We start from the raw sequence: 8,031 nt of genomic DNA, 5'->3' as shown, positions 1-8,031 counted from the left end.
TTTTTTTTAAACTTAACTTGTGCTTAGGGCTGCGTTATCTTTAAACTTCTTTACATAAGGTAAGGCAACAGCTTAGCCGTCTACCTATAATGAAAGAAAGCCCCAGAGTGATGGGCATGTCGTAAGAAAACAGGGGGCAAGGGATGTTGCTAAAGAATAAATGTGGTCGTCAGCTGTCAGCACTCGGTTTGTGCCTGACAGTGATGTTTGCTCCACTGTTAACCGCTCAGGCCGATGAGCCTGAAATCGTGCCGACTGACAGCTCTGCCACGACCGGCGCGCAGCCGACGTCGCTGTCGCAACCGCTGGATCAATCTCCGGCGACGGCTATTATGGCTGGCATCAGACCGTTACCGGAAGGTATCGACGCAGCGTCTCTTAGTCAGCAGCTGCGCTCCGGGCTTCCTGCCGGATACACACCTGTCTATATTAACCAGCTTACGCTGCTGTATGCTGCGCGCGATATGAAACCCATGTGGGAAAACCGGGATGCCGTGCGCGCCTTCCAGCAACAGCTGGCGGAAGTGGCGATAGCAGGTTTCCAGCCTCAGTTTACGCAGTGGGTGGAGCTGTTGACCGACCCGGGGGTCACCGGTCAGGCACGGGATGTGGTGTTGTCTGACGCCATGATGGGCTACCTGCAGTTTGTGGCAGGTATTCCGGTCAACGGCAACCGCTGGTTGTATAGTGATAAGCCATACAAGCTGGCGACGCCAGCCCTGTCAGTGATTAATCAGTGGCAACTGGCCCTGGATAACGGCCAGTTGCCGCAGTTTATTGCCAGCCTCGCGCCGGCGCATCCGCAATATGCCACGATGCATCAGTCGCTGCTTACGCTGGTGGCGGATTCCCGTCCGTGGCCGCAAATGCGCGGTACCGCGACGCTGCGTCCGGGACAGTGGAGCAGCGATGTTCCCGCCCTGCGTGAAATTCTGAAACGTTCCGGCCTTCTGGAAAGCGGACCGAAGATAGCCCTTCCAGGTGATGAGGCGCAAGACGCTGTGGTTAGCCCGTCAGCCTCCGTAAAAGAGAAGACATTGAGTGATAAGCCCGCGGCTTACGATCGGGAACTGGTTGCGGCGGTTAAACAATTCCAGGCGGCTCAGGGGCTGGGCGCGGACGGCGTAATCGGCAAATCAACGCGTGACTGGCTGAACGTTTCACCTGCGCAACGCGCCGGGGTGCTGGCGCTGAATATCCAGCGATTGCGCTTGCTGCCGGGCACGCTCTCCACCGGGATAATGGTTAACATTCCGGCGTATTCGCTGGTCTATTACCAGAACGGAAGCGAAGTATTGGCGTCGCGCGTCATTGTCGGGCGGCCCGATCGCAAAACACCGCTGATGAGCAGCGCGCTGAATAACGTGGTGGTCAACCCGCCGTGGAATGTGCCGCCGACGCTGGCGCGTAAAGACATTCTGCCGAAGGTGTGGAACGATCCGGGTTATCTGGAACGTCATGGCTATACGGTGATGCGCGGCTGGAACAGCAAAGAAGCGATTGATCCTTATATGGTCGACTGGTCGACGATCACGCCTTCGAATCTGCCGTTCCGTTTCCAGCAGGCCCCCGGGGCGCATAACTCGCTGGGGCGCTACAAATTCAATATGCCGAGTTCAGAAGCGATCTATCTGCATGATACTCCGAATCACAACCTGTTCCAGAAAGAGACCCGTGCGCTAAGTTCTGGCTGTGTACGCGTGAACAAAGCCTCGGAGCTGGCCAACATGCTGCTGCAGGATGCGGGCTGGAACGACACCCGTATTTCGGATGCCCTGAAACAGGGGGATACGCGTTACGTGAATATCCGACACAATATTCCGGTCAATCTCTACTACCTGACGGCGTTTGTTGGTGAAGACGGGCGTACCCAGTACCGTACAGATATTTACAATTATGATCTCACCGCGCGATCCGGTGCACAAATTTTGCCAAAAGCGGAACAATTAATCAGGTAAATGAAGCAGTTCGGGAAAAATGATTGTCGTAAGTTATGGTGAACACGGGGTGATATCGCTGTAAGCCGCGTGTTCACTGGGGTTGGGCGCCTTGACGTACCCGGTTTTGCCAGTTATGGTGCCCTTCGTGCGCTAAGCATATTACGATTTCTTTGACCTGTAGACCTGATTATCATGGACAAATTTGACGCTAATCGCCGCAAACTGCTGGCGTTAGGTGGTGTTGCGCTTGGCGCAGCGGCCATCTTGCCGACGCCAGCATTTGCCACCCTCTCGACACCTCGTCCGCGAGTTTTAACGCTCAACAATCTTCACACCGGTGAGTCGCTAAAAGCGGAGTTCTTCGATGGCAGAGGCTATATTCAGGATGAATTAGCAAGACTTAACCATTTTTTCCGTGATTTCCGCGCGAATAAAGTAAAAGCCATCGATCCAGGACTGTTTGACCAGCTTTTCCGCCTTCAGGGCCTGCTGGGTACCAGCAAACCGGTGCAGCTTATTTCGGGTTATCGTTCCATTGATACCAATAATGAGCTGCGCGCCCACAGTCGCGGGGTAGCGAAAAAAAGCTACCACACGAAGGGACAGGCAATGGATTTCCATATTGAGGGCGTTTCGTTAGCCAATATTCGCAAAGCTGCGTTATCTATGCGTGCAGGTGGTGTAGGATATTACCCCAGCAGCAACTTTGTGCATATTGATACCGGTCCGGTCCGGCACTGGTAATAACGAAACACAGGAGCAGTATGAACTATCGTATTATTCCGGTTACCGCGTTCTCCCAGAATTGTTCACTTATCTGGTGCGAACAAACTAAACTGGCCGCGCTTGTCGATCCCGGCGGCGACGCTGAGAAAATCAAGCAGGAAGTCGCCGACAGCGGTGTGACGCTGATGCAAATTTTGCTGACGCATGGTCACCTTGACCATGTTGGCGCAGCGGCGGAGCTGGCACAACATTATGGTGTGCCGGTGATTGGTCCGGAAAAAGAAGATGAGTTCTGGCTGCAGGGGTTACCTGCCCAAAGCCGCATGTTTGGCCTTGATGAGTGTCAGCCTCTGACGCCCGATCGCTGGCTAAACGAAGGAGAACGCGTTAACGTAGGGAATGTGACTTTACAGGTGTTGCATTGTCCTGGGCATACGCCAGGCCATATTGTCTTCTTTGATGACCAGTCCCGTCTGCTGATTTCCGGCGACGTGATTTTCAAAGGTGGCGTAGGGCGCAGCGATTTTCCGCGCGGCGATCACGGGCAGTTGATTCAGTCGATTAAACAAAAGTTGTTGCCGCTGGGTGATGACGTGACGTTTATCCCTGGACACGGCCCGATGTCGACGCTGGGCTATGAACGGCTCCACAACCCGTTCCTCCAGGATGAAATGCCTGTCTGGTAACCCGAAATAAAAAAAGCCTGCATAACGCAGGCTTTTTTATGGGCGCATTTTACAGTACGGCGACAATCGCTTCGCACAATGGCGCCATGTTGTCAGGCGTCATACCCGCAACGTTCACGCGGCCAGACGCCACGGCGTACACGCCAAACTCTTCACGCAGACGCAGAACCTGCTCTTTGGTCAGGCCGCTGAAAGAGAACATACCGTTCTGTTTGGTGATAAAGCTGAAGTCGCGGTCAGCACCTTTCTCCGCCAGCGTGTTCACAAACAGCAGACGCATGCGCTGGATACGCTGACGCATATCGTTCAGCTCTTGTTCCCAGATAGCGCGCAGCGCATCGTTGCTCAGAATAGTGGCAACAACAGAGGCACCGTGTGCTGGTGGGTTAGAGTAGTTCGCACGGATAACTGACTTCATCTGGCTGAATGCACGATCGGCGGTCTCTTCGTTCGCCGCAACCAGCGTACAGGCACCTACACGCTCATTATACAGACCGAAGTTCTTGGAGTAGGAGCTTGCGACAATCAGTTCCTGATGGACGGCTGCGAACGCGCGCAGACCTTCGGCGTCTTCTTCCAGACCACGGGCGAAGCCCTGGTAGGCAAAGTCAAACAGCGGCAGCCAGCCTTTCTCAACAGAAAGCTTAGCCAGCTGTTCCCACTGCTCAAGCGTTGGATCGATGCCGGTTGGGTTGTGGCAGCAGCCGTGGAACAGCACCACGTCGCCTGCCTGCGCGTCGCTCAGGCTTGCCAGCAGGCCGTCAAAGTCAAGAGAGTGGTTTGCCGCATCATAGTAAGCATATTCGCGCACTTCGAGACCCGCAGAGTTGAAGACGCTCTTGTGGTTTGGCCAGCTTGGGTTGCTCACCCAGACGCGCTTAACAGAGGTGTTTTTCGCAAGGAAATCCGCCGCCACGCGCAGAGCACCGGTACCGCCAGGGGTCTGTGCTGTACGGGCACGTTTGTCACTTACAATTGCGCTGCCTTTACCGAACAGCAGCTCCTGGGTGCAGCGACCAAATTCAGGGATACCATCAATACCGAGGTAGTTTTTGGTGGTTTCATTTTCCAGCAGATACTGCTCAGCTTTCTTGACGCTGGTCAGTACCGGAGTTTTGCCGGTTTCATCTTTATATACACCAATACCCAGGTTGATTTTGCCAGGGCGGTCGTCGGCACGAAACAGATCGGCCAGGCCCAGAATCGGGTCGGCAGGAGCGGCGGTAATGTTCTCAAACATGACGAAGTTCCATTGTGATTACAGAAGTGAAATCCGCTATCAGGTTAACGGTAGATTTACAAAATGCCAACCGTTTGCGACGAAAAGCGTGCGGCTTTTCAAAAGTCGCTATTATTTTCTGTCGGGCATAAAAAAACAGGGCCGAAGCCCTGTTCATTAAGCATATAACATAGTGGTGTTCTGATTAGAACTGGTAGGTCACAGCCATTGCAACCTGGTCGTCTTTACCGTTCACGATGCCGACGTTACGAGAGTAGTCGGTGTCGTCGATCAGGTTCAGCTGGTAGTCAACATAGATGTTGAAGTTTTTGTTGAAGTAGTAAGTCGCACCCAGTTCAACGAATTTCTGCAGGTCAGCATCGCCGCCAGAGAAGGTGCCACGCTGTGCCAGGTTTTTACCTTTAGACTGAACGTAGGACACGGACGGACGCAGACCGAAGTCGAACTGGTACTGAGCGATCACTTCGAAGTTCTGAGTTTTGTTCGCGAATGAACCGTCAGCTTCACGGGTCATATTGCGGGTTTCAGCGTAGGTGGTCGCCAGGTAGATGTTGTTCGCGTCGTATTTCGCGCCAACTGCCCACGCTTCAGCTTTCTCGCCTTTGCCGTCAGCTTCCTGAGCGTTAGTACGGTCAGAGTTGCTGTAAGCACCGATCAGGCCGAAACCTTCGCCGAATTCATAGCCCAGAGAGGTACCGAAGCCGTCACCGTTAGCCGTTCTCACGTCGGTACGCTCGTTTTTACCCTGATACTGCAGGCCCAGGCTCAGACCGTCAACCAGACCGAAGAAGTCAGAGTTGCGGTAGGTCAGCAGACCAGAGTTACGGCCAGTCATGAAGTTATCAGAGTAGTTAGCCCAGGTCATACCAGAGAAGGATGGGGCCATATCGGTATAGGATTCTACATCGTATACGATACCGTAGTTACGGCCGTAATCGATGGAGCCCGCATCACCGGCTTTCAGACCAGCGAACGCCAGACGGGTACGCTGAGTCTGGTTGCTTTCTGCCTGGCTTGCCAGCGCACGGTATTCCCACTGACCGTAACCGGTCAGCTGGTCATTAATTTGAGTTTCGCCTTTGAAACCGATCTGAGCATAGGTTGCGTCGCTGCTGTCAGTGTTGTCACCTGAAGTCACGAAGTCGTGCTCACCTACAACTTTCCCGTACAGATCCAGTTTGTTGCCGTTTTTGTTATAGATTTCTGCAGCGTTAGCTGCACCGGCTACCAGCAGGGCAGGGATTACCACTGCCAGAATATTGCGCTTCATCATTATTTATTACCCTCATTGGTTTTTTTATGACACTCGCCACTGCCGTCAATAAATTCTGTCAATAAATATTTCCGGAACTATTGATGAGAGTTTGGTGTCTTTATGTATCTGACAGGCATCTTTCCATTCACCGAAGCGTTTCGCTAGCCTCAAAGTGCTACAAATCTCAAGATTAAGTAACAACAAGAAAATATGTGTAACTAAATATGTATTTTTCGGAACTTTGTGAACCATCTCAAACTTCAGAACTCGCTGGCGAATTAAACAACAGAGCGTTTCCTATATATATGAATTCCTTATGATTAATTTGGATAAAGGCATTTCATATAAACAGACCTTAAACGACTCGCTTTTTCTTATGGCGCAGTAAAGACGTCTGGATGGCTTAAAAAGTGGTTGAAATTTGTGCTATTGCTTGAGGATGTATTAATCGCAATAAGAATGGGGTTTATTTTTTGTGGCTGGATATTTCACGGAAACAAAACGTAACAGGTAGTGGTTGTGACGGGGAGAAGGTTTAAAGATGCTGACTTTACGCTGACGAAAACTGACAATGCAGAATAAAATAATGGCCAGCATGAGCTGGCCATTTTTTGTTTTACCGATTAGAAGCTGGCATTACGCGGAGTACGTGGGAACGGAATCACGTCACGAACGTTCTGAACACCGGTCACGTAAGCGATCAGACGCTCGAAGCCCAGACCAAAACCGGCATGCGGTACGGTGCCGTAGCGGCGCAGATCGCGGTACCAGCTGTAGTCTGCAGGGTTGAGACCCATCTCTTCCATGCGCGCGTCCAGCACGTCCAGACGCTCTTCACGCTGCGAACCACCGATAATTTCACCGATGCCCGGCGCCAGCACGTCCATCGCTGCCACGGTTTTACCGTCTTCGTTAAGGCGCATATAGAAAGCCTTAATGTCTTTCGGGTAGTTTTTAACAACAACCGGAGCCTTGAAGTGTTTCTCAGCCAGATAGCGTTCGTGCTCAGACGCCAGGTCAACGCCCCAGTAAACCGGGTTTTCGAACTTCTCACCGCACTTCTCGAGGATCGCCACCGCGTCGGTATAGTCTACCTGTGCAAAATCAGCGGAGACGAAACGCTCCAGACGGGCCACCGCATCGCTGTCAACGCGTTCAGCGAAGAATTTCATGTCGTCCGGACGCTCTTCCAGCACCGCTTTGAAGACATACTTCAGCATCGCTTCTGCCAGACCTGCGACATCGTCCAGGTTAGCGAACGCCACTTCCGGCTCCAGCATCCAGAATTCCGCCAGGTGACGGCTGGTGTTGGAGTTTTCGGCGCGGAAGGTTGGGCCGAAGGTATAGATTTTGGACAGCGCACAGGCGTAAGTTTCGCCGTTGAGCTGGCCAGAGACCGTCAGGAAGGCTTCTTTACCAAAGAAGTCTTTGTCGTAGTCCACTTTGCCTTCTGGCGTGCGCGGCAGGTTTTCGAGATCCAGCGTAGAGACGCGGAACATTTCACCTGCACCTTCTGTATCAGACGCAGTGATCAGCGGAGTCGAAACCCAGAAGTAACCCTGCTCATCGAAGAAACGATGCAGCGCCTGCGCCAGCGTGTGACGCACGCGGGCCACCGCACCAATCAGGTTGGTGCGCGGACGCAGGTGCGCGACTTCACGCAGGTACTCAATGCTGTGACGTTTTGCCGCCATCGGATAGGTGTCCGGATCTTCAACCCAGCCGGTAACCTCAATGGACGTGGCCTGAATTTCAAAACTCTGGCCCTGACCCGGTGATGCCACCACAACGCCAGTCACAATTACGGAACAACCCGTTGTCAGGCGCAGAACGTCATCATTGTAATTGGGCAGAGAATTATTAATGACGGCCTGTACAGGATCAAAGCAGGAACCGTCATAGACGGCAAGGAAGGAGATGCCAGCTTTAGAATCTCGGCGGGTACGCACCCATCCGCGCACGGTGACTTCGGCGTCAACGGCGACACGGCCCTGGAGTACGTCGGCTACAGGCACAACGCTCATAATATTCTCTCTGTTAATAGTCGGAAAAAATAAACACTTGTCCACCCTTATGGGGGATATCTATGTTACCTGCCATCCGCTATCAGACAAGTAAATTTCGCAGTCAAAAGAGAAGATTTAAGAAATAAATAAGAAGAGGGGAGCCAGTTAAGGCTCCCGT

At 52.6% G+C, this 8,031-nt stretch carries 6 protein-coding genes; 3 read left to right on the top strand and 3 right to left on the bottom strand.

Annotated elements, in window-relative coordinates:
• Window positions 1–143 precede the first annotated feature (143 nt).
• From ldtD to LDK53_RS14110, 3 genes are all read left to right on the top strand, one after another.
• Window positions 144–1,958, top strand: coding sequence for a L,D-transpeptidase (gene ldtD, locus LDK53_RS14120; protein ID WP_225287424.1), 1,815 nt, complete (start codon window positions 144–146; stop codon window positions 1,956–1,958).
• A gap of 174 nt (window positions 1,959–2,132) precedes the next feature.
• Complete coding sequence (locus tag LDK53_RS14115; protein ID WP_025755997.1) at window positions 2,133–2,684, top strand: YcbK family protein; 552 nt, start codon at window positions 2,133–2,135, stop codon at window positions 2,682–2,684.
• 20 nt (window positions 2,685–2,704) lie between these two features.
• Entirely contained in the window at window positions 2,705–3,352 is a 648-nt protein-coding gene (locus LDK53_RS14110) for an MBL fold metallo-hydrolase (protein ID WP_025755996.1), read from the top strand.
• Between the two features lie 49 nt (window positions 3,353–3,401).
• Here LDK53_RS14110 and LDK53_RS14105 read toward each other — a convergent pair whose 3' ends face one another.
• The 3 genes from LDK53_RS14105 to asnS all read right to left on the bottom strand — a co-directional run bounded on the left by LDK53_RS14105 (window position 3,402) and on the right by asnS (window position 7,871).
• Window positions 3,402–4,592, bottom strand: coding sequence for an amino acid aminotransferase (locus LDK53_RS14105; protein WP_025755995.1), 1,191 nt, complete (start codon window positions 4,590–4,592; stop codon window positions 3,402–3,404).
• A 184-nt stretch (window positions 4,593–4,776) separates the two neighbouring features.
• A complete protein-coding gene (locus LDK53_RS14100; protein WP_310809789.1) occupies window positions 4,777–5,865 on the bottom strand; it encodes a porin in 1,089 nt (362 codons plus the stop codon).
• Between the two features lie 605 nt (window positions 5,866–6,470).
• Window positions 6,471–7,871: an asparagine--tRNA ligase gene (asnS, locus tag LDK53_RS14095; protein ID WP_025755994.1), complete on the bottom strand. Its 1,401-nt coding sequence runs from the start codon at window positions 7,869–7,871 to the stop codon at window positions 6,471–6,473.
• Window positions 7,872–8,031: the final 160 nt, after the last annotated feature.

The organism is Enterobacter sp. K16B (assembly GCF_020216105.1).
Taxonomy (GTDB): Bacteria; Pseudomonadota; Gammaproteobacteria; order Enterobacterales; family Enterobacteriaceae; genus Enterobacter; species Enterobacter sichuanensis.
This window is presented reverse-complemented; position numbering and strand designations above follow the sequence as displayed.

What these genes read in the sequence shown, in the direction of transcription:
- ldtD (WP_225287424.1), top strand. Translation starts at nt 144, where the DNA reads ATGTTGCTAAAGAATAAATGTGGTCGTCAGCTGTCAGCACTCGGTTTG.
- LDK53_RS14115 (WP_025755997.1), top strand. Translation starts at nt 2,133, where the DNA reads ATGGACAAATTTGACGCTAATCGCCGCAAACTGCTGGCGTTAGGTGGT.
- LDK53_RS14110 (WP_025755996.1), top strand. Translation starts at nt 2,705, where the DNA reads ATGAACTATCGTATTATTCCGGTTACCGCGTTCTCCCAGAATTGTTCA.
- LDK53_RS14105 (WP_025755995.1), bottom strand. Translation starts at nt 4,592, where the DNA reads ATGTTTGAGAACATTACCGCCGCTCCTGCCGACCCGATTCTGGGCCTG.
- LDK53_RS14100 (WP_310809789.1), bottom strand. Translation starts at nt 5,865, where the DNA reads ATGATGAAGCGCAATATTCTGGCAGTGGTAATCCCTGCCCTGCTGGTA.
- asnS (WP_025755994.1), bottom strand. Translation starts at nt 7,871, where the DNA reads ATGAGCGTTGTGCCTGTAGCCGACGTACTCCAGGGCCGTGTCGCCGTT.